The organism is Phormidesmis sp. 146-20 (genome assembly GCF_052939475.1).
The window spans coordinates 100734-126676 of the sequence record NZ_JBJPHT010000001.1 but is presented as its reverse complement, the minus strand read 5'-3'; the positions used below and the strand labels follow the sequence as shown (position 1 = coordinate 126676).

The window sequence follows — 25943 nt, the reverse complement described above, 5'->3', positions numbered from 1 at the left end:
AAGACAGGACTGCTGTGATGACCCATACAAAAGTCGAAATTGATACAAAACTCCCTCTCAGCGAACTCGTCGATCGGGCTGCAACCAGTGAAATTATCACCCTCATTGCCAACGGACAAGAAAAAGCAGTTCTACTCAGCATTGAAGCGTTTGAACAGCTTGTCAGCATCCAAGCTCATCGTCAACAACGCTTAATGTCGATCGATGAATTGCGATCGCACGCTCAACAAGCATTCACCGAAGCAGAATACAGCACCCATAGCGACATCATCAACCTCGTGCAAGACATTAAACAAGAGATTGCCGCAGAGCGATTCCAGGCATCTTCACAATGACTCAAGCGATCGATCGTGTATTTCTAGACACCAACGTTTATATTATTGGACTGCTCGATCCACAGAGTTATGAAGCGCAAGTTTTGAACTGGTTAGGATTTGGCGAAAATCAATTATCAATTGTAGAAGTCATCATTTCTCAAGAACTCACCGAGCAAGTCTCACGAGTTTCAAAACGCTTAAAAAATAAGGATTGGGGAAGCGAACTGCTCGCCCGCATTTGGCAAAATCTCAATGTTCGCTACGTTCTACTGAACTCGCAAGATTTTATCGAACTGGAATCGCTAGGCATCATTCCCCGTGAAGATATAGGAGTTTATTTAAGTGCTAAGGCGGGTCAAGCTCAATGCTTCGTGTCCTCAAACCATAAGTTGATTCGCGCGCTAGCCTTGAGTACAGGCGACTTTGAATGCCTCACACCAGAAGAATTCACAAAGAAATATATTCTTCCTACTATTGAATAAATCCTGAGCATCTAGCGATCGTATGTTCCTTCAGCGCATCGGCGGTTGAAGATCGCTTCATCCACAAACTCCTACAAGATACTTCGCCCAGATGGAAAAGTGAAGAATGTGATTTACTCTACCCTCCCAAGGCAAAATCAAAAGGGTTCTCTGGTTCTGCGTTGGGGTGGCGACCCTTGCGGTATCGGCAAAGCAGCGCGTTCTTCTCATCGCATGGTTGCGGAAATAAGTGCGATTCTGAGAGCGCAGAGTTATAGATTCTCGTATACCTCATCATCGTTGCGCTTACCCACGCGGAACACCTCAACCGTGTCATTCTCGATCGTGTACAGAATTCGATATTCCCCTTGATCCACCCGAAAAATTCCAGGATTTCCTTTGAGTTGTTTACAATCCTGCGGTCGTGGCTCAACTTGTAACGAAAAGATCTTCTTCACGACTTGTCTAAATTGTTTAAGCTGCAAATCGTACAGTTCTTTCTCGGCCGATTTCGTCACTTGCAGCGCATAGCGGTCAGTCATTCACAATATGCTCGATCGTCAAGTCTGTATCATGCAAGCGATTGTAGCCCTCAATCACCGTTCCCAGACTAATGGATTCTTCCTTCGCTGCCAGTCGTCGCTCAACCTCTGCCACATCCTTAGCATCTTCTTCCAACGCTTGCAGCCGCTTAAAATCCTCATAGCTAATCATGGCAACCATTCCCTGACCCTGTTGCTCAATGACAATTCTCTCCTTGCCTGTTCTGACACGAGACATGAGTTCTGGAAAGTTTTGCTGTGCCTGAGTCGCTTCTACTTTAGTCATCTTCTTCGCCTCTCTAGCACCAAATTATAGCCCGAATCTTTATGGAGTTACGAAGACCGCCAAACCGCTCCTGCTCTCCCCTCTATCCCCACAATTGGCAACCCTCCCCCCAAGATGACTGGTATGAACGGCTTGCCTAAACCACAAACTCGCCCAGCCTCACAGCGCCAAATCAACTGGGTTCTCTGGTTTTGCGTTGGGGTGGCGACCCTTTCGGTATCTGCGAAGCAGCGCGTCCTTCTCATCGCGTGGCTGCGATCTCGCTAGGCTAGGGTTGGTACTCCACCACAAGCGCGATCGCAGCAGCGATGCAAATCATCACCTCATCCTCGATCTCCCCTATCCTGCGTAAGAATCGCTGCTCATCCAGGCCTCGAAGTTGTAAAGTATCCACCGCAGACAACTTCGCCAACCCATTAACTGCATTGGGTTCCAATCGAATGTGCCAAGCATTTTTGACGAACACTTCTTTCCAGTCCGTCACCGGAGCAACCAACTTAATCGGCAACCGTCCAATTTTATTTGAACTCACCACGATCGCTGGGCGAATCTTGCGGATTTCAGTTCCAATCGTCGGATCTAAATTCACCAGCCACACCCCACTCCGTTGAGGCACTGCCCTAGTACTCAACGATATCTCCTGCCGTAAATGTTCTCCAATCCTCATCCTGCTCGTAATGTTGAACCATCATGGCTGCTTGAATTTCCAGCGCTTCCCGACGTTCTTCTAACGGCAATCGCATCAGTTCAATGGGATCTGTCAATTCAGCAGTCGCGCGATCGCTAGCTTCTCCAATTTTTAAGAATTCTATCCGTTGCTGTTCCCGCAGAATCAAATCCTGAATGTATTCACTAACCGTTGAAAAGCCTGCCATTGCTGCTTGTTCCTCAATCAATGGTAATAACTGATCTGAAATTGGGATGTTCAGCATAGAACTCTGCGATGACGCTACACCTATTGTAAACGACCTCACCAGAGTTAGACTTTGTTCTTCTCATCGCGTGGCTGTGGAAATAAGCGTAACCTGACGGCGATCGTGACCCAGCTTTGTTCCGCTCTACAGTGAGATACCAGATTGGAGAAGCGACATGGGTAAAAAGATCTCCTATATCGAAGCGAGTCAAAACCTCGAACAACTCTGTGAAGCCGCGATCGCAACTGGAGAAGCGATCGAAATTACTCGTCAAGGGGCTGAGAGTGTTTCTCTCATTTTCACCGCAGAATTAGAAAGTCTTCTCGAAACCGTTTACCTGTTCCAATCCCACGAAAATGCTGCTCGTCTACGTCTATGCAAGTCAAAGATCTGACCACTGACGAACTCAAAGCATTGATCCGAGAAACTGTCGTAGAAGTCTTAGAGGAATTCCTTGACGATCCAGACGAAGGAAGAGAAATTCGACCCGAAGTAAAGCAACAACTGATCGAATCGTTGAAACGCACCCAAGCAGGAGAACGCGGTATTCCAATGAGTGAAGTTGCCAAAAAGCTTGGACTAAATTGGTAATGGTCTACTCAGTCGAACTGACTTCTGAAGCGCTGTCTGGACTATAACAACTCAGCCAAAAGAACCAAGAGCGCATTCTTCGCAAGATTGACTGGGTGAGCGATCACTTCATTGAAATTCGCCCCACTGCCTTGACTGGAGATTTGAGCAGTCTTTTCAAACTGAGAGTTGGAGATTACCGAGTCTTGTATTCTTTCAGTGAAACAACTGAGATCATTACGGTGCATCAGATTGGGCATCGAAGAGAAATCTACTTGTAAACTTCTCCTCGGTGTCTACCTCCTCAACTACGCCACCGATCGCAGGTTTCTCCAACGCACCGGAGAACACTCTGTGTAGCGATAATCCGCGATCGTTCAGGTCAACGCTTTCACTAGATCAGGGCAACCTACCTTTCCTCAGCTCAAACCCAACCATCCCTCATCCCTTTTACAGAGAAACTATTGCAAATTGCATACCACCACTCTAGATCCTCCCCTCCTTTCGTCTACAGTGATAAGGGTAGACAAAATCACCGATCACATCATCCTAAGGAAAGCCCGGTATGCATCTGAGTGAATTGACCCACCCAAACCAGTTGCATGGTCTGTCGATCTATCAGCTTCAGCAAATTGCACGGCAGATTCGTGAAAAACATCTGCAAACCGTTGCAGCGATCGGGGGCCATCTCGGCCCTGGATTGGGTGTCGTCGAGCTAACACTAGCCCTATATCAAACGTTGGATCTCGATCGCGACAAAGTGATCTGGGATGTTGGACATCAGGCCTATCCCCACAAGCTCCTCACTGGGCGATATGCTGACTTTCACACGCTGCGACAAAAAGACGGCATCGCAGGTTATCTAAAGCGAGGAGAAAGCAAGTTTGACCACTTTGGCGCGGGTCACGCTTCGACCAGTATTTCTGCGGCGTTAGGGATGGCTCTGGCGCGAGATGCTAGAGGGGAGAAGTTCAAAACCGTTGCCGTGATCGGGGATGGCGCTCTAACAGGAGGCATGGCCCTCGAAGCCATCAACCACGCGGGACATTTGCCCAAAACCAATCTGCTCGTCGTGTTGAATGATAACGAGATGTCAATTTCTCCCAATGTGGGGGCGATTCCTCGCTACCTCAACAAAATGCGCCTCAGTCCGCCTGTGCAGTTTCTCAGCGACAATCTCGAAGAACAGGTGAAAAATCTGCCCTTCTCCCCCGAACTGTCGCGCCTCAAAGAAGGCATGAAACGGCTGGCAGTGCCCAAAGTCGGGGCCGTGTTTGAAGAATTGGGCTTCACCTACATGGGCCCGATCGATGGTCACAATCTAGAGGAATTGATCAGCACCTTCAAAGAGGCTCATCAGCATCCTGGCCCTGTTTTAGTGCATGTGGCGACGGTGAAAGGAAAGGGATATGCGATCGCCGAACAGGATCAAGTCGGCTACCATGCTCAAACGCCTTTTAACCTAACAACGGGCAAAGCGGCTCCTTCTAACAAGCCCAAACCGCCTGGATACTCCAAAGTCTTTGGCGAAACCTTGAGCAAGCTTGCTGAAAACGATCCGAGAGTGATCGGCATTACAGCAGCGATGGCGACAGGCACCGGGTTAGATATTTTTCAAAAGCGAGTCCCAAAACAATACATCGACGTGGGCATCGCCGAACAACATGCCGTCACACTGGCGGCGGGTCTGGCCTGTGAAGGAATGCGTCCGGTTGCGACGATTTATTCAACCTTTTTGCAGCGGGCGTTTGATCAAATCATTCACGATGTCTGCATTCAAAAACTGCCTGTCTTCTTCTGCATGGATCGTGCAGGAATTGTGGGGTCAGATGGCCCGACTCACCAGGGGATGTACGACATTGCCTATTTGCGGCTCATTCCTAACATGGTGCTGATGGCTCCTAAAGACGAAGCCGAACTGCAACGCATGATTGTCACCGGAATCAACTACACCGACGGCCCGATCGCCATGCGCTATCCCAGAGGCAACGGATACGGCGTGCCCCTAATGGAAGAAGGCTGGGAAGAGTTGGCGATCGGTAAAGCTGAAATTCTGCGTCACGGGGATGATGTGTTGCTGTTGGGCTACGGTTCGATGGTGTATCCCTCAATGCAGGTTGCCGAGATTTTGAGCGAACACGGCATTCAAGCCACCGTCGTCAATGCTCGTTTTGCCAAACCGTTGGATACTGATCTGATCTTGCCGTTGGCCCAGCAAATTGGGCGAGTGGTCACGCTAGAAGAAGGTTGTCTACCAGGCGGGTTTGGGTCTGCGGTAGTCGAAGCTTTGATGGATGCGGAGATGACGGTGCCTGTCAAGCGGATTGGCGTTCCTGATCTGCTGGTTGACCATGCGACTCCAGAGCAGTCAAAGGCAGAGTTAAACTTAACGCCTCCTCAAATGGCCGACCAAGTTCTCAAACTGTTTAGCAAACAGCCGACACCAGTTAGTTTGTAGTAGTTTTTCTTAATTTTTTCTCAATGCTGAGTGGTGGGTGATTGAATTGAAGATCACTAGCCACTCATTTTTTTAGTTTAAGTTCAGTGTGAGTTCAATAAAGCTTCTTTGCTGCGTTGTCAAGCTTCTGCCCCCAAGCTGCCAATTCTGAGGGACTTTCAGACAAGATTCTCAGCTCAAAATCTTCTACTAAGATAGAAGTCCAATTCACTGGTCGAATCATGAACTTAACTGCTCGATCGACGCTGCTAATTCTACTAATAATTAATGTCGTCTCTACAACTATTCACTACTCAGACAATGCGATTTATCTAAACCAGTATCCTGGCCCCGAATGGTTCACCGCGATCGGCGTTGTTCTCACAGTTGCTTTAATGACTCCAATTGGATTTTTGGGTTACTGGTTTTATACAAAAAACTTCTTCTGGGCAGCCTATGCTTTTTTACTTATATATTCAATTACCAGCCTTTCAAGTCCCGGTCATTACTTGTTTCCAGCCGTGATGCCGATGACATTAAAGATGCATGTTTTGATCTGGTTGGATGCGATCGCTGGTCTATCGCTGTTGAGTTTTGTGCTTTGGTCAGCCTTGTTTTTGCAAGAATGGCGAGTCGAAGCCTATGAAGAATGATTAGGTGCTTTTCCTAAGTCTCCTACGCTGGATGAAACTTTCGATAGAGCAAAGCTGAAATGGGGGTGCCGTTTTTGAGATGCCGATCGACGATCGCTTTCACCTCATCTGGATGGACTCGACTGTACCAAACCTGCTCTGGAAACACCAGCACCATCGGCCCATTACCACACTGACCAAAGCAGCCACAGGTGACCACTTCCACCCCTTCAACCGGATTTGCCCTAAATGCAGCAAGCACCTTCGCTGACCCTGACTTTCGGCAAGAATTGTGCTGACAGATGCGGACGGATTGGTGAGAAGGGCGGAGGGCGGAGGGCGGAGGGAGGGGTGGAGTCATGCAAGGCTTGAGGCGACTCTCTGATCCTAGATCTTGGAAGCGGCGATCGACCAAAATGCCAGAATAATCCTCGATTTCAGCAGACTTCAAAACTCATCCAGCAGCAAGCCTTTGGACTCTAACCACTCTCGATTAAAGAGTTTGGATTGATACAAGCTGCCGCGGTCGCACAAGAGGGTTACGATCGTATGCCCCGTCCCCATTTGTTTAGCAAGCGCAACTGCCGCTCCCACATTGATTCCAGTTGAGCCACCCATATAGAGTCCGTCTTTTCGCAAAAGCTGATAAACCACTCGCAGGGCTTCACGATCGTCTACTCGCATTGCATCATCCGTCGGGGCACCTTGCATGTTTCCAGTGATCCGACTGTTGCCAATCCCTTCGGTGACAGAACTGCCCTCCAGATGGATTTCGCCCGATTTGACGTAGCTATAAAGTCCACTGCCAAAGGGATCAGCCAAAATGCACTTCACGTCGGGATTCTGTTCTTTCAAGAAGGTAGAAACACCTGCATAAGTGCCGCCCGTCCCCGTTGAAGACACCCAGGCATTCAGCTTGCCGCCCGTTTGCGCCCAAATTTCTGGCCCCGTGGTTTCGTAGTGAGCGCGACGATTGGCTAGATTTTCAAACTGATTGGCCCAGATGGCGTTCTCCAGTTCGGATGCGATTCTGCCGGACAGTTTGACGTAGTTGTTGGGATCTTTGTAGGGCACTGCGGGAACAGTTCTCACTTCGGCTCCCAGCGTTCGCAGCAGATCAATTTTTTCTTGAGACTGAGTTTCAGGAATGATAATCAGACATTTGTAGCCTCTAGCGTTACAGATGTGAGTGAGTCCGATGCCCGTATTGCCCGCTGTGCCTTCGACCACGGTGCCACCTGGTTTGAGCAAGCCTTTTTCCTCAGCATCCTTAATGATGTAAAGTGCAGCGCGATCCTTCACCGAGCCGCCCGGATTGAGAAATTCAGCCTTGCCCAAAATTTCGCAGCCTGTTTCATCGCTAAAGCTGTTAATCCGAATCAGAGGCGTATTGCCCACCGCACCGACAAATCCTTGTTTGATATCCATTTCGATCGCTTCCTGCTTGTTATCTCATTTTACGAGGGATGAGGGAGAACTTGTTCCGCTTCGCGAGGAGGGATGAGGGATGAATAAATTTGATTTTCGTAATTGTTCTGAGAATCAGGGAGTGGGTTGGATGCGATCGCTCGATCGTAAAACAGAAGTCACCAGCGATTCTTCCTATTCGGACAGAAAACCACGATGACCCCAAAGGTGAATGGATCGAAGAAAGATTAAGAGGCTATCGGCTAACAAGAACAATACGCACCCATCACAGACGGTCGCAGCAAACCGCTACAACTTCGATTAGAAGTAGACGGGCATTTAATCGCCTTCTACCGAGAAGATACCCACGAAAAATTACTAATTCCCAGCGAACTTGCTCAAGCTTTACGACAAGAAACTTTGGCAAGACAACAAGCAGAACAGCAAGTCGAACAACTTAAGGAGCGACTACGGCAGCTTGGCATTGATCCAACCGAGCTTTAGTTCCAATCTTGCCATTCGATGTACCAATCCTGGTTTATTTTTTCGTGCCAGATTTCACCACCAAGGTCTTCAGGCAACTGACCAAGAAAATGGGATACAAGCCTCGCACTTTTAGGGCGACTTTGGTATGCTTGTGCTAGTCCACAACACAGGCAGAGGCTCGCGCCTTGAGCGGAGGAACCTGTCTCGCAAGGGGTGGTGATGCCTGAGAAAGTTTTGGCTCCTAGGGAGCAGCAAGAATTTTCTCTATCGATACAGCGGTGGGGCGCATCGCAGTGAATTTTGGTGAGGGTAAAGTCGCAGGACTCCCGATGATCCAAGAATCCCCGAACTTCAGGACGGGGAGCCGTCAAAAGACCATCCTACTTTTGAGACAGCTTAAAGGATTGTAAAAACGCATCCATCTCCGTTGCATTCACTTCCTCTTTGGGAGCGACGACCATCGCTTGATAAAGGCGATTTTTGACCAAAAATACCCGCGCTTTGACGGTGCCATCTTGCCCATTGCTGCCTTTGGCTTCGATCGTTAATTCTCGGCCAGGAGAGCCATCGATCGACACTTTTTTCTCATCAACCAGTTTGCCATTGACGTTACTGACTGCCCCATCTCTAGCCCCATCCAGCATCTTTTCAGGATTGCTCACTTTGAGAAGCTGTTCGGGATAGTCGGCGTAGGCCACAAAATAGGCTTTGTTTTTTTCAGTCGCGGTGAACATGTGCAGGTTGATTTTGCCCGCCATTGTATCGAGGGTTTTGGTTTCCTCTTTGAGAGCGATCGGCGACGTAACAGAGAATTTACCCGTCTGAGATTTAAATTCTTCAGATTTGACCCCCGCTCCACAGGCAGTCGTTAAGAATCCTAAAGAGAGAAGATAGAGCAAAACGAGAAATTTTTTCATGAGCCTGAGTTTGCAGAAGATTGGATAGGCGGACTGATTAAAATTCCCAAAAGCAACACGATCGACGTAATCACTCTTTACAGAACAGCCACACAAAAACAGGATGGACAACGCCACCCTGTAAACAAATCGTTACTTTTTGATCGCAGAAATGATTTGCAGACTGTTCAGCCTACTTTTAGCCTACTTGTTGGGCTGAGGAGTCATCCGCAAATAAGGTCTGACTTCCGTGACTCCTTTAGGGAACTTTTGTCTGGCTTCTTCGGTGGGGATCGAAGGCACCACTACGCAGTCGCCGCCATCTGTCCAGTTTGCAGGGGTCGCCACACTGTGATTGTCCGTTAGTTGCAGCGAATCGATCACGCGCAAAATTTCGGCAAAGTTGCGACCAGTGCTAGCAGGGTAGGTGAAGGTGAGGCGCAGTTTCTTTTGAGGATCGATGATGAAGACCGATCGCACCGTCAGCGTGTTGTTAGCGTTAGGGTGGATCATGTCGTAGAGGTCAGACACTTTACGATCGGGGTCAGCCAAAATCGGGTAGTTGAGTTGAGCGCTTTGGGTGTCTTCGATATCGCCAATCCAGCCTTTGTGGGATTCAACATCATCAACGCTCAGGGCGATCGCTTTGACATTCCGCTTGTCGAATTCGGGTTTGAGATTAGCTACAACGCCCAATTCAGTCGTGCAAACAGGGGTGTAGTCTTTGGGGTGAGAAAAGAGAATCACCCAGCTATCGCCCGCCCAGCCGTAGAAGTCGATCGTACCTTGAGAAGAGTCTTGTGTGAAATTGGGAACGGTGTCCCCTAGTCGCAGAGCCATAACTGATGTTCCTAATGATCGCAAGTTACTTAAAGATCATGCCACAAAACCCCGGTTTTCCGGTCGGAGTGCAGATCAATTATCCAAAATTCCTGACTCCGTAATTTAACTCAAGAACTAGGGAAATATGAAACTGTTAAGCAAAACTTAGCCGATCGTCCCCGTAGAAATCGCTAGACTAGCCTGAACGCCTGTGCGAATTCATTGAAAATGCTGAATCGAAACCAACCATTTTCAAGTTTAATCACAGAGGTTTACGTTAATTCTCAGAGAGATTCACAAAAACCTGATAAAGGAAGCGGAGATCTCGGTCAAGATATTATCAGACTTGGAAACTGCGTAGTAAAAATTCATGGATGCCAAAGCCTTTCTCACCGTTGATGAGCAACCGATAAGCCTGAGAGAATGTTTGAAATATCTTCAGACTTCTGGCAAACTTCAGGGATTTTTGGGAGACATCTTGCGGCAATACGTGCTAGAGCAAGAACTTGCCAACCGAGAAGATTTAGAAATTAATCCGGCAGTGGTTGAGCAAGCGGTGATTGATTTTCGGATTCAGCAGCAATTGACTGACCCTGGTGTGTTTCAAGAGTGGCTCAACCGCAACGGGTCTGACTATTCTACATTTCACAATCAAATTACCTCAAATTTTAAGTCAGAAAAGCTTAAAAGCGTCATCACAGAGCCAAAACTCCAGGAATATTTTATCGAACGCAAAGTGTTTCTCGATCGCGTCGTTCTCTCTCGCATCATTGTCGAAAATCAAGAGTTAGCCGATGAGCTAAAGATCCAGATTCAAGAAGGCACCAGCTTTGAGCAACTCGCCCAAGAACACTCGATCGCCGACGATCGCGTGTCTAATGGCATGATGGGGCCGGTCAGTCGCGGCACAATGCCTGACAATATTCGAGCGGCGATCGATTCTTCTAATCCTGGTGACTTGGTGGGGCCAATTGCGATCGAGAACCGATGGGCCCTGTTTAGAGTTGAGCAAGTGTTACCCGCCACTTTAGACAACGCCCAACTCAAGCAAGTTTTGCAAAACGAACTGTTTGAGCGCTGGCTGGCAGAAAAAATCCAAAAAATGGCCGTCAAGCTTCAAGTTGAGTAGAGGTGAGGGGTGAGGAGTGAGGAGAAGAGATGAATGTTATCTTTCAGAATTCAATTCTCTGAACCCAATCCAGACCTAACTCTCAAAACTCAATCTTCATTCAGCACCCCAATTCTCAAAACTCCACCTCTTAAAGCCTGCAACTCACCCCAAAGCTGAAATGTCAAAATCTGAAACCTAACTCTCAAACCCTTTTCACTCCTCCCTCCTCCCTCCTCCCTCCTCACTTCCCCCAGCCCCCCTCCTTGCCAAATGATTACCAACGATGTTGCCGCCAATTTACCCTGGGAAACTCCGCCCCTGAGCTTTCTCAACCCCGAACAGCAGGTTCAGTTTAAGACCAAGGCTGAAATTCGTCGCTGTAAGCTGGGAGAACTTTTGTGGTCAGAAGAAACGCCTGATATTCAACTAATCGTTCTGGCGGGGAAAGTCAGATTAGTAGCGGACGAAGGACGATCGCTCCTCTTGCAGCCTGGAGAATGGGTGGGCGATTTGCTAGAACTGCCAGGTTGGAAGGCCAGAGCCGCCAGTAATGATGTTGAGGTGGTGCAGTGGAGTGCGACCAGTTGGGCTTCTTTATCGTCGCCGGAGATCGATCGCTTTTGGGCGATTCAGCGCAGCCGCTATCAACCTCAAACGGACAATTCTCCCCAGGTTGTGACGGGCTTTCCCTTTGTCTCGGCCGTCAATACAGGAGCGGCTGCTCTAACGATGGTGGCCAATCATCTGCAAAATTCCGTCCAATTGGAGTGGGTACAGCGGCAAATAAGAGGACAGCGCCCAACTGATCTCATCGATATGGCTGAGAAATTGGGACTGCAACTCCGCCGCATCGAAACCAATTGGCAAAGTCTGCGGCTGTTAGGATTTCCGGCTCTGATGCTCTGGCAGCCGGGAGGCACAGGGGAACCTCACTGGGTTGTGGCGTATGGCGTACGGGGCGATCGCCTGATTCTCTCTGATCCGCTCAACCCGACGATGAATTGCGAAAGCGTACATCGATCGACTGTCCAGCAAGCCTGGGATGGTCAACTCTGGCAAGCCGAAGCGATTCAAAAACAGGAGCGATTTAATCTAAGCTGGTTTCTCCCGGCTGTTTGGAACTATCGCGGACTGCTGGGCGAAGTGCTGTTTGCCTCATTTACGCTGCAACTGTTAGGTCTGGCGACACCGCTGATTACTCAAGTCGTCATCGATAAGGTGATGGTACAGGGCAGCATTGCCACGCTGGATGTGATGGCGATCGCACTGCTAAGTGTGGCTGTGTTTGAAGCGCTGCTGGGAATTTTGCGGCTGTTTATTTTTACGCACACGGCACGACGGTTGGATCTCAGCCTCTCGGCCCAGCTATTTCGTCACCTGATGCGGCTGCCTCTGGCTTATTTTGAGTCTCGGCGCGTGGGCGATACGGTGGCGCGAGTTCAGGAGTTAGAAAATATTCGGCAATTCCTGACGGGGACGGCGCTGACAGTGATTTTGGACAGCATCTTTGCAGTCGTCTACCTGGCGCTGATGTTTTTCTACAGCGTTCCGCTGACGGGTGTGGCGTTGGCCGTCTTGCCTTTCTACGCAATCTTGACGCTTTTCGTTACTCCAATTTTGCGAAACCTGCTAAATGAGACGTTTAATCGCAGTGCCGATAGTCAGTCTTTTCTCGTAGAAACCATTACGGGAATTCACTCGGTCAAGGCGCACACCGCAGAAAAACCGTCGCGCGATCGCTGGGAAGGTCTCTTTGCTCGCTACATTCGCACCAGTTTTAAAGCTTCGACGACTTCCAATATCAGCAATAATTTAGGCGACTTTTTGACCAACTTCTCTTATCTGCTGATTCTCTGGTTTGGGGCAAATCTGGTAATTAAGCAAGAACTCACCGTCGGTCAGTTGGTCGCCTTTCAGATGCTATCAGGACGGGTAACGGGCCCGTTGTTGCGACTCGTGCAGCTTTGGCAAAATTTGCAGCAGGTGTTGTTGTCGGTCGATCGCATCGGCGATATTCTCAACGTCGCCCCTGAAGCGGAACCGGGATCAGGTCTGGTGTTGCCGCCGCTCAAGGGTCAGGTCACGTTTGATCAAGTATTTTTCCGCTACAATCCGGCTCAAGAACCTGTGCTGAAGGGTATTTCGTTTACGACAGAGCCGGGAATGCTGGTCGGGGTCGTGGGGCGCAGTGGGTCGGGCAAGAGTACGCTGTCGAAACTTTTGCAGCGATTGTATTTACCCGAAGCCGGACGAATCTTAGTAGACGGTTTTGACATCAAGAGCGCTGATTTGCATTCGCTGCGGACTCAGATGGGTGTCGTGCTACAAGAAGACTTTTTGTTTAAGGGCAGCATTCTTGACAACATTAGTTTGGGGCGATCGGATGTCTCAGCAGAACAGGTGGTTGAGGCGGCTCGATTGGCAGCGGCTCATGATTTTATCAGCGAAATGCCTCAAGGCTATGAAACCGATGTGGGAGAGCGGGGCACGGCGCTTTCGGGCGGTCAGCGTCAACGGGTTTCTTTAGCGCGATTGTTTCTCTCCAATTCGCCCATGTTGGTGTTGGATGAGGCAACCAGCGCCCTGGACAGTGAAACCGAGCAGCAAGTTCTGCAAAACCTGCAAAAACACGCTCAAAACCGCACGGTATTTCTGATTGCTCACCGCTTTGCGCCCCTCAGACGCGCTGATTTGATTTTGGTAATGGAGAAAGGAGTCATTGCTGAGAAAGGAACGCATGACGAATTGATTCGATCGAAGGGTCTCTACTGGTCACTCTACCAACGCCAACAAGCTGCGGTCTAAGCTGAAAGTGCGTTTTTACTTAATCATCCTCTACTTCTTAGCGCTTTGAAAGCGCTCTTTTGCCGCCTCAAAGGACTCTTTCATTACAGATTGGATACGCCTAGGATCGGGCTTTTTGCCGCCCATCAAATCCCCAAAATAAACGCAAGCCGTCTCACCCAACGACCAGGTGTAAGCCGTCGCCCAAGAAGCCGCGATCACACTGCCAAACCCCGGAATAAACTTGATCAACTCACGCCCGATCGCTTGCGCCACAAATCCACCTGCGATCGCACTCACCACGCCACCCGCTTGAGAAGGAGTCAATGTCTGACCATACAACTGCCCCAACGCTCCGACCATCGACACTTGCAGGGCGGTCAAAACGGGCATCGTCGCCAACGGTAAAGGAATCGCTGCCAAAGCACCCGCCATTACAGAAAACGGCAAAATGTAGCGGCGACCCGCTTCTCGGTAAAGGTCACTGATTTGTTTTCCAGCGTCGCGATCATCCAGTAGTTGAGAAATCGTTCGGGCCTCCGCTTCGGGGAGCAAATCTGCCAGCGCATCGACCAGCGTTTCTAGACCGTAGAATGTTGGAGTGAAACCATCTTCTTCTAATGTGAAATCGATTTGAATGGCGCGATCGAACAATCCCTGAAATCCTTTTTGTAAGGCAGCGAAGGCTCGATTGGTATCCTCATAGTCGGGGGGATAGGTAGGATGATCCATCACTTCAGACGGATAAAGTTCATGCAAACAGGTGACGACCAATAGACAAGGCACTTCGGGATGCTGTTGGCGAATTCGACCTGCAATTTGTTTTAAAGTATCCGTCGCAAAGTCAGTGATCTTTACCGTCAAAATCAGAACTTTTGCTCTCGTTTCCTCGTTTTCCTGAATTTCTTCGACTAGCTCTCCAATCACTTCCGTCGTTTCTTGCGTGCCGTCGCCCAGTCCTACAGTGTCGGTGAAGACCAAAAGTGGCAGATCGTCGGTTGGGTAGTTGTAGCGTTGAGTAAACCGCGTGTGAGGACGAAAGCCCTGTCCAATAATTTCAGCCGAAACGCCCGTTAAGCCTCGAACGATCGAACTCTTTCCCGCTTGAGGTTTGCCCACCAAAATCGCCTCAGTCGTCGGCAACTCCGATCGCACCTTTTGCAAAATCCCCGCGATTTCCGCTTCGTCCACGCTAAACCAACCGATCACCGTATCCGAGACTTGCTGAACGGGCAGGGCTTTACCAATCGTTGAAAAAGCACCTCCAATCAAGTCACGGGTTTTGTCTACCCAGGGTGGCTCTGACTTTGGAGATGCTTCAGTTTTTTGAAGGGCAGATTTTGTTTCTTTGGTTCGCTCAGTCATAGTCAGTGATCAGGCAGGAATGGCGATACTTTCAAACTATCGTACCTACTGATTTTCTAACAGATGAAAGAACCGAACCCTGTCGAATTTTAGGCTTGCCATTAACGATTCAAACTCTAGCCTTCTTCACGATCGCCACCCGGAGAGGACTTGTAAAGGGCATCCAGTTGCTCACGGGCATCTTCTACCGTCATCGATCGCATCACCAGCAGCGGTTCGTCAATCATTCGACCATCGCTATCTAACAGTTCGGGGTGAGGCACCGATCGCAGCCGAGAAGACAGAGAAGAGCGAGGATCATACCCAGAGCCGCTTCTAGGAGCGTAATGACGCTGAGACTCAACCCCCAACGTCAACAAATTGCGAATGAGATTGCCCACTGCCATAAAAGCAAGCGCAGTAAAAGCCAAGATGTAAAGCAAATGTAGTACCATATCGACTCTCCCTTAATCCACGCTGGTTTGAAAGTGTGGAGATTAAAATTGTATTGAGTTTGACGGTCTGTGCAGCATTCAAGCCGAAGGTTTATGAGAATTATCTGAAAAATGGTTCTGATTATCTTTCTATAGTCTCTCAGATTTCTCAGAATTCGACTATCTGTTTTTAGACAGACTTACCAGACCGTAGCCGCATACTTACCTGCCAGCATTCTGCGACGAGTCGGTGCCAGGTCATGAGCATCGCTGTTTCGACCCCGACCTGCCCTTCGGTCACATTGAGTAACGTGCGAACCGTGTTGACCTCTTGATGTGCTTGTAAAACCCTTTCCAGTAGATTAGCCTGTTTCTCATTTTCAAGAAAGGGAATCTCCTGGTTTTCTAACAAAGTGCGCGATCGCGTAAACCAGTATTGAAAGTCTTCTAAAAGCGGCTCTAAAACAGTTTTGAGAATGTCTGGCTCTGGCAGATTTGAATGAAACATAAATTAGTAATGTTTTGTAAAAGGTCAAGGGTTGCTAAAACTTTTTACATTTTGTAACGCTTTCTCATCTTATCGCTAAATTGCCCAAAATACGCATTCAGGCAGCAGATCGGTCAGGGCAAAAGCATCTAATTTCAAAAGAATAATAGTGTCAAGATAGTCCAACGATCGCTACTGGTTGGCTTGCCCTTCCTGATGAGAAGCCATCGCTGCAAACATTCTCAACATTATCGAGAATTGGCTCGACTTATTGACCTGATACGTTTGCTCTGCGATTCATCGGACATTTGGTGGTGATCGATGTGACAATCAGATAGTTTATGGATTCTTGAGTCAACGACTCAGCACTGAAGTGACTGAAGCTCTCCAGCTTAGAGACTTTAGTTTCAGTTGACCAGCTTCAGACCGTCTTGCTCAATTCCCCACGAGGGAAACCCTCCTCCAGGATTGAGCGCTTCGCGGTCTACGTTTTTTGAGTCACGACACCCTGGGATGCGACGCTAGTCCCTTGCTCTGTCGTTAATCGTTAAACATCTTTATTTGGGTTAAGGACGTGCGATTAGCCGAACAAGCGCTCAACCTTGGAGGAGGGTCTCCCTCCGTAGAGGATTGAGTAAGAAGCTCTTAAAACATTGGCGAAGCGAACATCACTCCGCAAGGAGGCTACTGCGGTAGCAAACAACGTCGCGATGCGTACAGGACGAACGATTTGAAACGGTAATTGTCCCGTTGAAAGTGCAATACAAAAGCACCCCGAATCAATTGCCCCAAGGCGGTCGCGACACCCAAAATCTAGGAAGAACCCGGCGGTTAAAACCGCTCGTTGGCTTCCCTCTCAGGTCTAAAGACGCTGAGTTTCCCACCTATCGAGGAGTTTTTATGATTTGGATCATGGGAAATGGCAGTCAATGTAGGAGATTTCCTTTAATAAATTTACCCGGCTGTCTCCATCGAGAGTTCTGAAAGTCAAAGTCCCCCAGAATTGGAAGATTTAGGGGGCTTCCCAAGGTTGGTAACCTCTTTGCTAGAAATCTCCTTAGATCTCCTGAGAACTCAATATCTCCACCAGAACGTTTCTACTCAACTTGCTTGGTTGGTAGAAAACTTGTCTCAAGTCAAAGCCTTAACTCAAGCGGAAATAGAGGGGCAGCTTGCTCAAGACCAGATTCGAGAAAATCAGTTTTTTATTGAGTGGTTAGTGCCAAGTCTTAATTTAGAAACATAGCTGGAGTTAGTGACTGAATTGGTTGAACTGCAACGCCAACTGAGTCGATGGAAACAAGGGTCAACGCTTTGGTCGAGTCCAGTCGATCGCTTGCAGATTGCTAAACATGCCCAAGAATGGAGAGATCGCCTGCTCAATCTCCCTGGGCTGTTGGTGAGTTAGATTGTTCTGGAGAAACGCGACAAGAATCTGGATTTACTCCGGCAGAAGCTTTTCTAGCAGGGTGTAAATATCTTTTTTGTCTCCCTCCTTTCGTCTGCCAATGCCAACGACTAAAATGAGCACTTGCGCTTGCTCGACCTGATAGACAATGCGATCGCGTTGCCCAACAGCTCGAACGCTGCGAAATCCTGAAAGATTATCCACCAGTGCTTTCCCTTGTTTTTCTGGCTCGGTTTTAAGCTGGTCAATGCGATCGCGTAGTTTTTCTTGCTCTCGTCGATCTTTAACTGCAGCCAGCATTTCCAGGGCGAGTGGGGTGAGTTGAATCTTATATTCAATTCCGTTGGCGGCACCCGTCACAGCCCTAGTTGAGCCTTGGCATTCTCCCAGGCAATGGTTTTGCCCTGTTCAGCTTGAGTAATGCTTTGGCGCAATCGGGTAACAAATTCGGTGTCGGTGAGAATGTCGAGCGTTTCGAGCAGTTCGGTCAGATGGCTGTAGCTGAGGGCAGCGATGACAGGAACCCCATCTTGAGTAATGATGATGGGTTCGTCCGTCAGTTCGTCAGGAAGGTTGGGGAGTTGTTGTTGCGCTTGGGCGATCGTGAGTTGCTTGGGCATCGGCTGAGAGACGAGTCAGAGTGAATTCACTGTAACACCCGGTGCCAAGTAACGAATTGCTGAAATGTTGATCATTTGGCTGAAACGGTCACCATTACAAATCTTTAGAAACTACTGAAACCTTTAAATGCGACAGTTTACAAGTTTCTGCACGAGAGAAGAAGACCAACAACACCTGCCATATTCCATATAAACTTCTCCACAACTGATACCCCAGCTCCTCTCTAAACACCGGAAGGTGTCCATCTCTAGCTTGGGTATCAAAAGTTACATTAGAGTAATCGATCCATTGATTGTTTACATACCAACCCACTTGATCGCCTAGACAAAACCAAGCCTTCTCATAAAGTTCTCCATCCGGTTCACCGCCACAGTTTTCTACGTAGATCTTCTTTTGGACACTGAATCCAAACCTGCCATCACTATTGGCAATCCACAGTTGATCAATCTTACTCGATACCTCACAGGGAAGTTTTTGAATGTTTTCGGGGTGTAGCCAGCCTTCCTTTTCTCGATTCGCAACCTTAAGCATTAAATTACTGGTTTCCTGGTTAGCGTTTTTCCATTTCCCTGCTTTTAGCAAGCTTTCTAACCTGGAGTAATCAACAGAAGTGGAAGATGGAGAAGACAAGGGAAATGGGGAAGAAGATGGGGATGGGGATAGAGAAGGTGAGGGCACGGGAGAAGATGGGGAGAAAGTTGGTTGAGATGGCACTTTGATTAACTGACTGGCGATCGTCACTCCCACCACTCCCACTCCTGCTGGAACTGCCCACTTTAAGAACTGTCGTCGGCTTAGTGAGCGGGGTGGCTCCGGCTGGGGTATAGCTGTTCCAGGACGGCGCTGCCTACCCAGATTTTGCAGAGCTTCGATCGCCTCCATATCTGAACCGGAAGAAGCCTCCAACACACGAATCCACAATCGTTGCGCCAACGCCCAATCTTGAGTTCTCTCGGCACGATAGGCATCATTTTTCAGCGTGGCAATATCAGCCAAACTAGCGTGTTGAGGCATCAAGATCAGGTGCGATCTATTCAGTGGTTCGGCGATTGTGTAAGGAGTTTGTCTGACTCTGCCCAAATGTTGACTAACCAATTCAGGCACACGATGTTCGAGATACTGGTTTAACCGTTCCACAGTGGCACATCGACCCCGAATCCCCAGTCCCTCAATCAGGGCATAGGTAAAGGCTCCCTGTTCAATTGCCTCCAACTCATAAGAATACTGGTCGGGACTGCAAGAAAAGAGGCTAATCACTCCAGTTTGGCGGGCTTCTGCTTCTGTTTGTTTACCAATCCCTTCACCACTTTTACGCCCCCCACTGCGACAGGCATCCAGAATCATCACCGCATTGTCGGCTCCACAACTTCGCAGATAGTTAGTGATAGTATTCGTCGAAATACCTGTGTTTTCAATATCTCCAAGATCACCATCCCAAGGCATCAGATAGTCTTGCCCATTATGTGGAACGCCATGTCCGCTGAAGAAGAACCAGAAGTTATCGCCATCCTGCATGAACGGTGTTGCAAAAATCTGGCGCAGAACTTGCAGCAGGTTTGCTCGAAAGGGTTTAGTGGATCTGCCGTTAACCTTGAGAGAATCATCGGTAAACAGAAAGATGCGATCGAACTTGGCTTCCTGACTCAGAAAATTGTGCATCGTTTCTGCATCACGCTTGGCATACTTCAGTGGCTGCAAAAATTCGTACTGGTTGATGCCAATGACGATCGCCCAATTGTTTGCCATCTATCTGTTTGTGTTCGATCTTGTGAATTTTAACTTAATGGCACCCTTCCCAGCAGCTTTTCCTCCTGCAACTAATTTAACCTCTCCTTCCCCGCTGATTTCCACCGATAGCTCCACCTCATCCAGCTTCATGTCCGATTCTGAGCCAATTTGCTGATCCACTTGCTTAAATAAGCGTCCCATCAGTTGTAAAAACTGGTTCATGTTCTGCTCTAACTGTGAGACAGGCAACTGGACTTCCCTAAAGCTCAAGAAGCGCTTGCGGACTTCCTCACCCCATCCCCGTTGCCCCTCAACTGGTACAGAAGCCTCGTCAGTCTCATCGGTCACAATCACAAGGTAGTCTTCTGGCATAAACAAAAGGGGCTAGAGGATTAGCATGATGATAACCCTCCGCTCAAGGTTTAAGCCAACCCACACGCCATCACGCTAATCCTGCAAATGAGAAAGTGACTGCTGGAAAAGCTGGCTGACCAGGCAGCTAAACTCAGGCAGAATTGGCTGGTCAATTCATCCTGCTGATACAGCGTCGCCACCAACCTTAGAACCGCATTCTCCCGGCTGCGTTTGCCAATTCACAATCCAGTATTCCAGCACCCCTCGAACCGAATACAGCTTCAGCTTGGCTTCTCGGTCGCGTTTCCAGGGCGAACGCATTTAGTTTCAAGAGAATAATAGTGTCGAGATAGTCCAATGACCCTACTGGTGGGCTTACCCTTCCTGATGAGAAGCTATTGCTGCAAATATTCTCAACATTATCGAGAGTTGGCTCGACTTGCCATAATGCGTTTGCTCTGGCGGATCGGTAAGATAGTAAAGGCAACGAGTTTTAGAGTCTTAGCGAGAAGAGAGGATTTCTTCTCAGGACTCAACTCAGAGCGTAAAACTTTTATCTCGTGATCTCATGTCTGCCGAAGAATCTTCTAACCCGCCCGAAAAACTTCACTTGCCCAAGACCAGCGAATCTGTTGTGTTGCAAAAAATTCGTCATACCGCCTCTCATGTGATGGCGATGGCCGTGCAGAAGCTATTTCCTAAAGCGCAAGTGACGATCGGGCCCTGGATCGAAAACGGTTTCTATTACGATTTTGACAATCCTCAACCGTTTACCGAAAAGGATCTGAAGGCGATCAAAAAAGAGATGATCAAAATCATCAATCGCAAACTACCTGTGGTACGCGAAGAAGTCAGTCGCGAAGAAGCCGAACGCCGCATCAAAGCGACTAATGAACCCTACAAGTTAGAGATTTTGGAAGGGCTAGAAGAACCCATCACGCTCTATCACCTGGGCGAACACTGGTGGGATTTGTGCGCCGGGCCGCATCTTGAGAATACGGCTGAGTTAAAACCAGATGCGATCGACCTCGAAAGTGTTGCAGGTGCCTATTGGCGCGGCGACGAAACCAAAGCCCAACTCCAACGCATCTATGGCACCGCCTGGGAAACACCTGAACAGTTAACCGAATACAAACGCCGCAAAGAAGAAGCCCTGAAGCGCGATCACCGCAAACTGGGCAAAGAACTCGGCTTGTTTATCTTCTCGGATCTGGTTGGCCCCGGTCTGCCCATGTGGACACCCAAAGGAACGGTGCTACGATCGACCCTCGAAAGTTTTCTTCAAAAAGAACAACTCAAGCGGGGCTATCTTCCAGTCGTCACGCCTCACATTGCCAGAGTTGACCTGTTCAAAACCTCTGGACACTGGCAAAAGTATAAAGAGGACATGTTTCCTCTGATGGCAGAAGATTCGGAAGCGGCCGCAAGTGAGCAAGGCTTTGTCATGAAGCCGATGAACTGCCCATTTCACATTCAGATCTATAAGAGTGAATTGCGATCGTACCGAGAACTTCCCATGCGGTTGGCGGAGTTTGGCACGGTTTATCGATACGAACAATCAGGCGAATTGGGTGGTTTGACCAGAGTACGCGGCTTTACCGTTGATGATTCTCACCTGTTTGTCACGCCTGAGCAGCTAGATGCTGAGTTTCTCAACGTGGTGGACTTGATTCTTTCGGTGTTCAAAAGTCTGCAACTCAAGAACTTTAAAGCGCGTTTGAGCTTCCGTGATCCCGCGTCGGATAAGTACATTGGCTCTGATGAAGCCTGGGACAAATCTCAGGGTGCCATTCGTCGTGCGGTCGAAACTTTGGGCATGAACTACTTTGAAGGCATTGGTGAAGCCGCATTTTACGGCCCAAAACTGGACTTTATTTTTAGTGATGCGCTCGATCGTGAGTGGCAGTTGGGCACCGTCCAGGTTGATTACAACTTACCCGAACGATTTGATCTCGAATACGTCGCGGAAGATGGCACTCGCAAACGACCTGTGATGATTCACCGTGCGCCATTTGGATCGTTAGAACGGCTGATCGGCATTTTGATCGAAGAGTATGCGGGCGATTTTCCCGTGTGGCTGGCTCCGATTCAGGTTCGGCTGTTGGCGGTGGGTGATGAGTTTGTGCCGTTTGCCAAACAGGTGGTTGAGCAAATGTTGGCGGTGGGCATTCGGGCTGAAGTGGATCTGAGTGGCGATCGCTTAGGCAAGCTGATTCGCAATGCAGAGAAGGACAAAATTCCGGTGATGGCGGTGGTTGGTGCCAAAGAAGTGGAAGCTAATTCGCTGAGTATTCGGACTCGTTCATCCGGTGAGTTGGGGGCAGTTGCGGTGAGTGAAGTGCTCGATCGCCTAAAACAAGCCAACGAAAACCACGGCAACTTCTAGAATTCGCTTTCACCTTGAAGGGATTTGTAGTTTGTGAATAAGTGCGTATGAAACTCTATCGGCTGTTAGAGATCAATTTTGAATGGGATGAGGACACTACCGCTTCGCCTCGGCATCCAATCTTTGACGTACTCTCACGGTTGCAATGCCGTCTACACCTAGCCCAACTCGTGCTTGAAAGGCTCTGACCGCTTCTTGAGTGGGCGTGTCGTAATAGCGATCGATAGGCAAATCACTCTTCAGCACGACTCTTAGACTGAATCGCAAGTTACGAACGATCGCGGCGGCTTTTTCTTGAGTTGGTTGGTCAGCCCCACCATTCACAGACAATCCATAGCGCTGCTGAAAGTCTCGAATCGCAGCGATCGTAGGCCCATCAGTGAGCGGACGCTGAGGATTGATGTCATAGCCTAACCCTCGCAAAACCAGCCGAAACTCTGACTCGTTGTAGAGATTGCCCAAAGGGACAGAAGGCGTTGGCGGCGACGCGACTCCTTGCGGGGAACTCGAAGAGGGTGTAGGCGTGGTTGGGTTTCGGGGGGTTGCGTCGTTGAGAATATCGCTGATGCGCTGACGAGTCTCAAAGGTGGCAATTCCCGTCTCAGGTAAGCCATTTTGTCGCTGAAACAGCCTGACGACACTCTCGGTTTGTTTGCCATAAAACTGACTTCCGGGTAGCTGGGGACTGGGCTGAATCACTCGATTGAGATTAGTTTGCAACTGACGCACCAACTCGGCAGCTTTGTCTTGAGTCGGTGGATTGAGTGTGCCATCGACAGGCAACCGATTTTGAGCCTGAAAATCACGGATCGCCTGCTGCACGATCGGGTCAGTCAACGGGGCACTAAGCGACACCGGATAGCCAAACCCATTTAGCACTGAAATAAACTGCTCTGGCGCATAGTCTTGACTCCGAACTGCCCAGGCTGGCTGCACACTCACCGCTGTCCCGATTAAAACGGTGGCGATCGTCATCCCAAATCCATTATTCATCTGACACACTCCTCACTGGTCTACCTTGAGAATTTACCTGATTCTGAGATTTTCTCAAATGCTCTGTTCTTGACAAATCGAAGTGCTACCCGTCCAAGGCTCACGGGATTAATAGACGAACGATTCAAATTTCTCTTGTCTCTGCATGACCTACAATCTCAGAATTGCTGATCTGCCCCAAAGCGAACGTCCGCGTGAACGGCTGATGGCTCAAGGCTCCAAAAGTCTCTCAACGGCTGAACTGATTGCTATTTTGCTGGGCACAGGTCAAGGAGCGGGCAAACTGTCTGCGGTTGGGTTGGGACAGTACATTTTGCAGCAGTTGGGTCAACATCAGCGCGATCCGTTGGGAGTCTTGCGCGAAGTCAGCATCCAAGAGTTGACGCAGATTCCAGGGATTGGGCCCGCCAAGGCGACGACAATTTTGGCTGCGATCGAGCTAGGCAAGCGCGTCTATCAATCTCGTCCGGCAGACAAAACGGTGGTCGATGATCCCTCAGTGGCAGCGGCGGCGTTGAGTCACGATCTGATGTGGCAGTCTCAAGAACGATTTGCCATCGTGTTGTTGGATGTCAAGCATCGGCTGATTGGCACTCAGATCATTACAATCGGCACCGCAACCGAGACGTTAGCTCATCCGCGCGATATTTTTCGAGAAGTGATCCGGCAGGGGGCGACTCGTGCGATCGTGGCTCACAATCATCCCTCTGGCAATCTTGAACCCAGCCCTGAAGATATTTCGCTCACTCGTCAATTGCTTTCTGGCGCTCAATTGTTGGGGTTGCCTGTCTTAGATCACCTGATTTTGGGCAATGGCGATTACCTCAGTCTGAGACAAACCACTTCGCTGTGGAATGAGCTACCCCAGGGAGATTAGCAGGTTTTATGAACCCTTTTGGTTTTGCGATCGAAAGCGTCCCTCTACAAATTCCCGAACCTTCAGATGCTTGGTTTTGCGTCCGGTGACTCGTTCTCGCCACATGCGAAAGCTGGACGGCTTCATCTCTCGACGCATCAGGGCGATTACCTGCTTTTCGCTGAGACCAAACTGAGTCTCGATCGCGTCAAATGAAGTTCGATCTTCCCATGCCATTTCGAGAATGCGGTCGATCGCTTCGCTGCTCAAGTCTGGTAAATTCATCGCTCCATCGCCTCGACTGTTTTGGGAACTGCGGCTGTCAACACATCACGTCCAGTTTCAGTCACCAGCACATCGTCCTCAATGCGGATACCGATTCCTCGCCAGCGATCGGGCACTTCGGGCTGACCTTCAAAGGGTTGGAAGTCGGGACGAATGTAGATTCCAGGTTCGACCGTGACGACTTGCCCAGGTTGAAAGTTTTGCCAGGTTTCGCCAATTTGCCGAACACCCACATCATGCACATCCAAGCCCAACCAGTGACCCGTTCCGTGCATAAAAAACGGCTTGTACTTCTTTTCTTTGATGATTTCTTCGATATCGCCTTGCAAAAGTCCCAGATCCATTAAGCCTTCGACGATCGTTCTCACTGAGGCATCATGAAACAAATTCCAGGGCGCGGCGGGCTGGACTTGCTCGATCGCATTCAGTTGAGCCTTTAGCACCAGTTCATAGAGAATTTTTTGTTCTTGAGTGAATTGGTTGCCAACGGGATAGGTGCGCGTGATGTCGGAGTTGTAGTAATCGTAAGAACAGCCTGCATCAACTAACAGCAATTCTCCATCCTGCATTTGGCGATTATTTTCGGTGTAGTGCAAGATGCAAGCGTTTACCCCCGACGCGACGATCGACGGATAGGCTGCTCCTACGCCGCCCCGCAGTCGAAACAACCGCTCCATTTCTGCCTGAATTTCGTACTCATAGCAGCCAGGTTTTCTCATTTCAAGGGCTAACTGATGAGCCTCGGCCGCGATCGCCACCGCTTTTCGCATCAGATCCAATTCACTCGCACTTTTGGTTTGGCGTAAAGGATGCAGCAAAGGAGCCGGGTCTTCGATCGCGATCGGGGCAGTTCCCGTTTTATCGTAGGTGGCCATCAGCCGTTGCCAGAGATCGAGAATAGTTTGGTTGAAGGTGCGATCGCGCCCCAGATGATAGAAGATGCGATCGGCTTTTTCGACATACTGCGTCAGTTTTTCGTTGAGTTCGCTAATGGGATACGCTTCGTCTGCGCCGTACTGTTCTTTAGCGGCATCGACTCCAATCCGGTAGCCTGACCAGGTTTCTTTGTCTCGATCTTTGGGCTGGACGAAGAGGATAAACTTGTGCGTCTCGTGCCAGGGAGCTAACACCGCAACTGCATTCGCTTCATTGAACCCCGTCAGATAAAAAAAGTTGCTGTCTTGCCGAAAGTTATATTCCACATCGTTGTGCATGACAGCCGCTGGCGCACTTCGCAGGATCGCCGTCCCGTTGCCAATCTTTGCCATGAACTGTTCGCGCCGTTGACAAAATTCTGATTGCATCATGAAGCCGTTTTGAGTTTACTACGATTGTTTTTGAACAAAGAATTTTTGAACAAAGAATTTCTGAATAACCAACTT

General features: G+C 49.1%; 32 protein-coding genes. 13 read left to right on the top strand and 19 right to left on the bottom strand.

Going from position 1 to position 25943, the window contains the following annotated elements; translation table 11 throughout:
* The first annotated feature begins 17 nt into the window (after window positions 1–17).
* Complete coding sequence (locus ACKFKH_RS00620; RefSeq protein ID WP_446856278.1) at window positions 18–335, top strand: hypothetical protein; 318 nt, start codon at window positions 18–20, stop codon at window positions 333–335.
* Entirely contained in the window at window positions 332–799 is a 468-nt protein-coding gene (locus ACKFKH_RS00615; RefSeq protein ID WP_446856277.1) for a hypothetical protein, read from the top strand. The genes ACKFKH_RS00620 and ACKFKH_RS00615 overlap by 4 nt, the downstream gene beginning before the upstream one ends.
* Before the next feature lie 251 nt (window positions 800–1050).
* On the opposite strand, the gene ACKFKH_RS00610 is transcribed toward ACKFKH_RS00615, so the two are convergent.
* From ACKFKH_RS00610 to ACKFKH_RS00595, 4 genes are all read right to left on the bottom strand, one after another.
* Complete coding sequence (locus tag ACKFKH_RS00610; RefSeq protein WP_446856276.1) at window positions 1051–1320, bottom strand: type II toxin-antitoxin system RelE family toxin; 270 nt, start codon at window positions 1318–1320, stop codon at window positions 1051–1053.
* Window positions 1313–1606, bottom strand: a complete 294-nt coding sequence (locus tag ACKFKH_RS00605; RefSeq protein ID WP_446856275.1) for a type II toxin-antitoxin system Phd/YefM family antitoxin — start codon at window positions 1604–1606, stop codon at window positions 1313–1315. Before ACKFKH_RS00605 ends, ACKFKH_RS00610 begins: the two co-directional genes overlap by 8 nt.
* Window positions 1607–1874: 268 nt before the next feature.
* The gene (locus ACKFKH_RS00600) at window positions 1875–2237 is read right to left on the bottom strand and encodes a type II toxin-antitoxin system PemK/MazF family toxin (protein ID WP_446856274.1); all 363 of its coding nucleotides are present in this window, start codon (window positions 2235–2237) and stop codon (window positions 1875–1877) included.
* Window positions 2227–2538 (bottom strand): hypothetical protein, encoded by a 312-nt coding sequence (locus tag ACKFKH_RS00595; protein WP_446856273.1) that lies wholly within the window; start codon window positions 2536–2538, stop codon window positions 2227–2229. Before ACKFKH_RS00595 ends, ACKFKH_RS00600 begins: the two co-directional genes overlap by 11 nt.
* Window positions 2539–2695: 157 nt before the next feature.
* Between ACKFKH_RS00595 and ACKFKH_RS00590 the strand changes: the two genes are divergently transcribed.
* The 5 genes from ACKFKH_RS00590 (at window position 2696) to ACKFKH_RS00570 (ending at window position 6180) form a co-directional block, all read left to right on the top strand.
* Window positions 2696–2914 carry a type II toxin-antitoxin system Phd/YefM family antitoxin gene (locus ACKFKH_RS00590; RefSeq protein ID WP_446856272.1) on the top strand — a complete coding sequence of 73 codons (219 nt, stop codon included), beginning with the start codon at window positions 2696–2698 and terminating at the stop codon, window positions 2912–2914.
* Complete coding sequence (locus tag ACKFKH_RS00585; RefSeq protein WP_446856271.1) at window positions 2896–3111, top strand: hypothetical protein; 216 nt, start codon at window positions 2896–2898, stop codon at window positions 3109–3111. Before ACKFKH_RS00590 ends, ACKFKH_RS00585 begins: the two co-directional genes overlap by 19 nt.
* A 74-nt stretch (window positions 3112–3185) precedes the next feature.
* Window positions 3186–3371: a type II toxin-antitoxin system RelE family toxin gene (locus tag ACKFKH_RS00580; RefSeq protein WP_446856575.1), complete on the top strand. Its 186-nt coding sequence runs from the start codon at window positions 3186–3188 to the stop codon at window positions 3369–3371.
* 284 nt (window positions 3372–3655) lie between these two features.
* Entirely contained in the window at window positions 3656–5548 is a 1893-nt protein-coding gene (dxs, locus tag ACKFKH_RS00575) for a 1-deoxy-D-xylulose-5-phosphate synthase (RefSeq protein WP_446856270.1), read from the top strand.
* A 221-nt stretch (window positions 5549–5769) separates the two neighbouring features.
* Window positions 5770–6180, top strand: coding sequence for a hypothetical protein (locus tag ACKFKH_RS00570; RefSeq protein WP_446856269.1), 411 nt, complete (start codon window positions 5770–5772; stop codon window positions 6178–6180).
* Window positions 6181–6202: 22 nt separating this feature from the next.
* Here ACKFKH_RS00570 and ACKFKH_RS00565 read toward each other — a convergent pair whose 3' ends face one another.
* The 4 genes from ACKFKH_RS00565 to ACKFKH_RS00550 form a co-directional block, all read right to left on the bottom strand.
* On the bottom strand, window positions 6203–6610 hold the full coding sequence (locus ACKFKH_RS00565; RefSeq protein ID WP_446856268.1) for a (2Fe-2S) ferredoxin domain-containing protein: 408 nt from the start codon (window positions 6608–6610) through the stop codon (window positions 6203–6205).
* On the bottom strand, window positions 6607–7587 hold the full coding sequence (locus tag ACKFKH_RS00560; protein WP_446856267.1) for a cysteine synthase A: 981 nt from the start codon (window positions 7585–7587) through the stop codon (window positions 6607–6609). The genes ACKFKH_RS00565 and ACKFKH_RS00560 overlap by 4 nt, the downstream gene beginning before the upstream one ends.
* Before the next feature lie 845 nt (window positions 7588–8432).
* Window positions 8433–8969 (bottom strand): hypothetical protein, encoded by a 537-nt coding sequence (locus tag ACKFKH_RS00555; protein WP_446856266.1) that lies wholly within the window; start codon window positions 8967–8969, stop codon window positions 8433–8435.
* A gap of 183 nt (window positions 8970–9152) precedes the next feature.
* On the bottom strand, window positions 9153–9788 hold the full coding sequence (locus ACKFKH_RS00550; RefSeq protein ID WP_446856265.1) for a peroxiredoxin: 636 nt from the start codon (window positions 9786–9788) through the stop codon (window positions 9153–9155).
* Between the two features lie 352 nt (window positions 9789–10140).
* Between ACKFKH_RS00550 and ACKFKH_RS00545 the strand changes: the two genes are divergently transcribed.
* The gene (locus tag ACKFKH_RS00545; RefSeq protein ID WP_446856264.1) at window positions 10141–10899 is read left to right on the top strand and encodes a peptidylprolyl isomerase; all 759 of its coding nucleotides are present in this window, start codon (window positions 10141–10143) and stop codon (window positions 10897–10899) included.
* 252 nt (window positions 10900–11151) lie between these two features.
* Window positions 11152–13686, top strand: a complete 2535-nt coding sequence (locus ACKFKH_RS00540) for a type I secretion system permease/ATPase (RefSeq protein ID WP_446856263.1) — start codon at window positions 11152–11154, stop codon at window positions 13684–13686.
* 30 nt (window positions 13687–13716) lie between these two features.
* Here ACKFKH_RS00540 and ACKFKH_RS00535 read toward each other — a convergent pair whose 3' ends face one another.
* From ACKFKH_RS00535 to ACKFKH_RS00525, 3 genes are all read right to left on the bottom strand, one after another.
* Window positions 13717–15030, bottom strand: a complete 1314-nt coding sequence (locus ACKFKH_RS00535) for a YcjF family protein (RefSeq protein ID WP_446856262.1) — start codon at window positions 15028–15030, stop codon at window positions 13717–13719.
* Between the two features lie 116 nt (window positions 15031–15146).
* Entirely contained in the window at window positions 15147–15464 is a 318-nt protein-coding gene (locus tag ACKFKH_RS00530; protein ID WP_446856261.1) for a DUF2973 domain-containing protein, read from the bottom strand.
* Between the two features lie 169 nt (window positions 15465–15633).
* On the bottom strand, window positions 15634–15951 hold the full coding sequence (locus ACKFKH_RS00525) for a DUF2605 domain-containing protein (RefSeq protein WP_446856260.1): 318 nt from the start codon (window positions 15949–15951) through the stop codon (window positions 15634–15636).
* 1021 nt (window positions 15952–16972) lie between these two features.
* Between ACKFKH_RS00525 and ACKFKH_RS00520 the strand changes: the two genes are divergently transcribed.
* Together ACKFKH_RS00520 and ACKFKH_RS00515 are read left to right on the top strand one after the other, a co-directional pair.
* Complete coding sequence (locus ACKFKH_RS00520) at window positions 16973–17176, top strand: hypothetical protein (RefSeq protein WP_446856259.1); 204 nt, start codon at window positions 16973–16975, stop codon at window positions 17174–17176.
* A gap of 9 nt (window positions 17177–17185) precedes the next feature.
* A complete protein-coding gene (locus ACKFKH_RS00515; RefSeq protein ID WP_446856258.1) occupies window positions 17186–17338 on the top strand; it encodes a hypothetical protein in 153 nt (50 codons plus the stop codon).
* 33 nt (window positions 17339–17371) lie between these two features.
* Here ACKFKH_RS00515 and ACKFKH_RS00510 read toward each other — a convergent pair whose 3' ends face one another.
* The 5 genes from ACKFKH_RS00510 to ACKFKH_RS00490 all read right to left on the bottom strand — a co-directional run bounded on the left by ACKFKH_RS00510 (window position 17372) and on the right by ACKFKH_RS00490 (window position 20362).
* Complete coding sequence (locus tag ACKFKH_RS00510) at window positions 17372–17698, bottom strand: type II toxin-antitoxin system RelE family toxin (protein WP_446856257.1); 327 nt, start codon at window positions 17696–17698, stop codon at window positions 17372–17374.
* Entirely contained in the window at window positions 17695–17958 is a 264-nt protein-coding gene (locus tag ACKFKH_RS00505; RefSeq protein WP_446856256.1) for a type II toxin-antitoxin system Phd/YefM family antitoxin, read from the bottom strand. The genes ACKFKH_RS00510 and ACKFKH_RS00505 overlap by 4 nt, the downstream gene beginning before the upstream one ends.
* A 94-nt stretch (window positions 17959–18052) precedes the next feature.
* On the bottom strand, window positions 18053–19705 hold the full coding sequence (locus tag ACKFKH_RS00500) for a GUN4 domain-containing protein (protein ID WP_446856255.1): 1653 nt from the start codon (window positions 19703–19705) through the stop codon (window positions 18053–18055).
* Complete coding sequence (locus ACKFKH_RS00495) at window positions 19706–20059, bottom strand: Pepco domain-containing protein (protein WP_446856254.1); 354 nt, start codon at window positions 20057–20059, stop codon at window positions 19706–19708. It abuts the gene before it with no gap.
* A 156-nt stretch (window positions 20060–20215) separates the two neighbouring features.
* Entirely contained in the window at window positions 20216–20362 is a 147-nt protein-coding gene (locus ACKFKH_RS00490; RefSeq protein ID WP_446856253.1) for a Uma2 family endonuclease, read from the bottom strand.
* Window positions 20363–20609: 247 nt separating this feature from the next.
* Between ACKFKH_RS00490 and thrS the strand changes: the two genes are divergently transcribed.
* Entirely contained in the window at window positions 20610–22427 is a 1818-nt protein-coding gene (gene thrS, locus ACKFKH_RS00485) for a threonine--tRNA ligase (RefSeq protein ID WP_446856252.1), read from the top strand.
* Window positions 22428–22523: 96 nt separating this feature from the next.
* Here the strand turns inward: thrS and ACKFKH_RS00480 are convergent, their stop codons facing one another.
* Window positions 22524–23420 (bottom strand): peptidoglycan-binding domain-containing protein, encoded by an 897-nt coding sequence (locus ACKFKH_RS00480; RefSeq protein ID WP_446856251.1) that lies wholly within the window; start codon window positions 23418–23420, stop codon window positions 22524–22526.
* 145 nt (window positions 23421–23565) lie between these two features.
* Between ACKFKH_RS00480 and radC the strand changes: the two genes are divergently transcribed.
* Entirely contained in the window at window positions 23566–24297 is a 732-nt protein-coding gene (radC, locus tag ACKFKH_RS00475; protein WP_446856250.1) for a RadC family protein, read from the top strand.
* Between the two features lie 6 nt (window positions 24298–24303).
* Here radC and ACKFKH_RS00470 read toward each other — a convergent pair whose 3' ends face one another.
* Together ACKFKH_RS00470 and ACKFKH_RS00465 are read right to left on the bottom strand one after the other, a co-directional pair.
* Window positions 24304–24561 carry a TIGR03643 family protein gene (locus tag ACKFKH_RS00470; RefSeq protein ID WP_446856249.1) on the bottom strand — a complete coding sequence of 86 codons (258 nt, stop codon included), beginning with the start codon at window positions 24559–24561 and terminating at the stop codon, window positions 24304–24306.
* Window positions 24558–25865 (bottom strand): aminopeptidase P N-terminal domain-containing protein, encoded by a 1308-nt coding sequence (locus ACKFKH_RS00465; RefSeq protein WP_446856248.1) that lies wholly within the window; start codon window positions 25863–25865, stop codon window positions 24558–24560. The genes ACKFKH_RS00470 and ACKFKH_RS00465 overlap by 4 nt, the downstream gene beginning before the upstream one ends.
* Window positions 25866–25943: the final 78 nt, after the last annotated feature.

Coding starts and splice junctions, on each gene's coding strand:
- ACKFKH_RS00555 (WP_446856266.1), bottom strand. CDS start 8,969: ATGAAAAAATTTCTCGTTTTGCTCTATCTTCTCTCTTTAGGATTCTTA.
- thrS (WP_446856252.1), top strand. CDS start 20,610: ATGTCTGCCGAAGAATCTTCTAACCCGCCCGAAAAACTTCACTTGCCC.
- ACKFKH_RS00570 (WP_446856269.1), top strand. CDS start 5,770: ATGAACTTAACTGCTCGATCGACGCTGCTAATTCTACTAATAATTAAT.
- ACKFKH_RS00545 (WP_446856264.1), top strand. CDS start 10,141: ATGGATGCCAAAGCCTTTCTCACCGTTGATGAGCAACCGATAAGCCTG.
- ACKFKH_RS00530 (WP_446856261.1), bottom strand. CDS start 15,464: ATGGTACTACATTTGCTTTACATCTTGGCTTTTACTGCGCTTGCTTTT.
- ACKFKH_RS00595 (WP_446856273.1), bottom strand. CDS start 2,538: ATGCTGAACATCCCAATTTCAGATCAGTTATTACCATTGATTGAGGAA.
- dxs (WP_446856270.1), top strand. CDS start 3,656: ATGCATCTGAGTGAATTGACCCACCCAAACCAGTTGCATGGTCTGTCG.
- ACKFKH_RS00465 (WP_446856248.1), bottom strand. CDS start 25,865: ATGCAATCAGAATTTTGTCAACGGCGCGAACAGTTCATGGCAAAGATT.
- ACKFKH_RS00610 (WP_446856276.1), bottom strand. CDS start 1,320: ATGACTGACCGCTATGCGCTGCAAGTGACGAAATCGGCCGAGAAAGAA.
- ACKFKH_RS00540 (WP_446856263.1), top strand. CDS start 11,152: ATGATTACCAACGATGTTGCCGCCAATTTACCCTGGGAAACTCCGCCC.
- ACKFKH_RS00480 (WP_446856251.1), bottom strand. CDS start 23,420: ATGAATAATGGATTTGGGATGACGATCGCCACCGTTTTAATCGGGACA.
- ACKFKH_RS00605 (WP_446856275.1), bottom strand. CDS start 1,606: ATGACTAAAGTAGAAGCGACTCAGGCACAGCAAAACTTTCCAGAACTC.
- ACKFKH_RS00500 (WP_446856255.1), bottom strand. CDS start 19,705: ATGGCAAACAATTGGGCGATCGTCATTGGCATCAACCAGTACGAATTT.
- radC (WP_446856250.1), top strand. CDS start 23,566: ATGACCTACAATCTCAGAATTGCTGATCTGCCCCAAAGCGAACGTCCG.
- ACKFKH_RS00525 (WP_446856260.1), bottom strand. CDS start 15,951: ATGTTTCATTCAAATCTGCCAGAGCCAGACATTCTCAAAACTGTTTTA.
- ACKFKH_RS00495 (WP_446856254.1), bottom strand. CDS start 20,059: ATGCCAGAAGACTACCTTGTGATTGTGACCGATGAGACTGACGAGGCT.
- ACKFKH_RS00615 (WP_446856277.1), top strand. CDS start 332: ATGACTCAAGCGATCGATCGTGTATTTCTAGACACCAACGTTTATATT.
- ACKFKH_RS00535 (WP_446856262.1), bottom strand. CDS start 15,030: ATGACTGAGCGAACCAAAGAAACAAAATCTGCCCTTCAAAAAACTGAA.
- ACKFKH_RS00585 (WP_446856271.1), top strand. CDS start 2,896: ATGCAAGTCAAAGATCTGACCACTGACGAACTCAAAGCATTGATCCGA.
- ACKFKH_RS00590 (WP_446856272.1), top strand. CDS start 2,696: ATGGGTAAAAAGATCTCCTATATCGAAGCGAGTCAAAACCTCGAACAA.
- ACKFKH_RS00560 (WP_446856267.1), bottom strand. CDS start 7,587: ATGGATATCAAACAAGGATTTGTCGGTGCGGTGGGCAATACGCCTCTG.
- ACKFKH_RS00490 (WP_446856253.1), bottom strand. CDS start 20,362: ATGCGTTCGCCCTGGAAACGCGACCGAGAAGCCAAGCTGAAGCTGTAT.
- ACKFKH_RS00550 (WP_446856265.1), bottom strand. CDS start 9,788: ATGGCTCTGCGACTAGGGGACACCGTTCCCAATTTCACACAAGACTCT.
- ACKFKH_RS00470 (WP_446856249.1), bottom strand. CDS start 24,561: ATGAATTTACCAGACTTGAGCAGCGAAGCGATCGACCGCATTCTCGAA.
- ACKFKH_RS00620 (WP_446856278.1), top strand. CDS start 18: ATGACCCATACAAAAGTCGAAATTGATACAAAACTCCCTCTCAGCGAA.
- ACKFKH_RS00505 (WP_446856256.1), bottom strand. CDS start 17,958: ATGCCCAAGCAACTCACGATCGCCCAAGCGCAACAACAACTCCCCAAC.